Annotated in this window: 1 protein-coding gene and 1 pseudogene; both read right to left on the bottom strand. The window is 64.4% G+C overall.

What is annotated here, in order from left to right:
• Positions 1-741: NADH-quinone oxidoreductase subunit M (locus ACXJKR_RS32380; protein ID WP_457326348.1), on the bottom strand; the 741-nt coding region annotated here is incomplete at its 3' end.
• 20 nt (positions 742-761) lie between these two features.
• Positions 762-1,485 (bottom strand): annotated as a pseudogene (locus ACXJKR_RS32385) (NADH-quinone oxidoreductase subunit L); the annotation flags it as partial.

Here is a 1,485-nt window from a genome sequence, read left to right on the forward strand (position 1 = left end):
GGCCGCCAGCACGACGGAGCCGCCGGTGGGGGCCTCGACGTGGGCATCGGGCAGCCAGGTGTGCACCGGCCACATCGGCACCTTGACCGAGAAGGCGGCCAGGAAGGCGAAGAACAGCCAGGTCTGGGCGCCACCGGTCAGCGGCAACTTGTGCCAGGTCTGGATGTCGAAGCTGCCGCCGGGAACCTGGGAGTACAGGTAGAGCAGCGCGATCAGCATCAAGAGCGAGCCGGCCAACGTATAGAGGAAGAACTTGAAGGCCGCATAGACGCGGTTCGGGCCGCCCCAGACGCCGATGATGATGTACATCGGGATCAGTGTGGCCTCGAAGAAGACGTAGAACAGCATGCCGTCCAGCGCGCTGAACACGCCCACCATCAGGCCCGACAGGATCAGGAAGGCGCCCATGTACTGGTTGACGCGGGTCTCGATGACCTCCCAGGCCGAGATCACCACGATGATGGTGATGAAGGCCGTCAGCGGCACGAACCACATCGAGATGCCGTCCACGCCCAGGTGGTAGCTGATGTTGAAGCGGTCGATCCAGGGTTGGTTCTCGACGAACTGCATGGCAGCCGTCGATGTGTCAAAGCCGGTGATCAGCGGGATGGTGGCGAGGAAGCTCGCCACGGCAGCGACCAGGGCCAGCCAGCGCACGGCGTGCGCCTGCTCGTCGCGCCCGAGCGCCAGCAGCAAGGCGCCGCAGACGATGGGCAGAAAAATCGCAAGACTCAGCAACATTCTTGTTCTCCGCCTCTCGCTCAGAACCCGAACAGGGCGCTGAACTGGGGCTTGATATAGGGCCAGAGCTGCCAGGTCATCAGGCCGGTGACGCCAAGGATCATGACGAGGGCGTACCAGTACAGATAGCCGCTCTGCAGGCGGCGCACCAGGCCCGCGATGCCACCGACGCCACGCGCCGAGCCATTGATGATGAGTCCGTCGATCAGCCCGGCATCGCCACCCTTCCACAGGCCCATGCCGATGAGGCGTGCGGCGCGGGCGAGGATGTTCTCGTTGATCCAGTCCATGAAGTACTTGTTCTCCAGGACGATGATCAGCGGGCGCAGCACCTTGGCCAGCGTGGCCGGAATGCTCGGGGCGACCATGTAGAACACGTAGGCCGTCACGACACCGGCCAGCGCGAGCCAGAACGGCAGCGAGGTCAAGCCGTGCAGGGCCATTGCGGCGGCGCCATGGAACTCCTCGGCCAGTTCCTCCATCGCCGGGTGGGCGTGCAGGTTGACGAAGATGGCGTCCTTGAAGAAGTCGCCGAACAGCATCGGCTGGATGGTCATGAAGCCGATGACGACCGACGGGATGGCCAGCAGCACCAGCGGCGCGGTGACAACCCAGGGCGACTCGTGCGGCACGTGGGCGTGGTGGTCGCCGTGGTCGTCATGACCGTGCTGCTCGTCATCTTCCGGCGGGAAGGGCTTGTGGTGGAAGTTCTCCTTGCCGTGGAAGACGAGGAAGTACATCCGG

It is taken from the genome of Roseateles sp. P5_E11 (assembly GCF_054049355.1).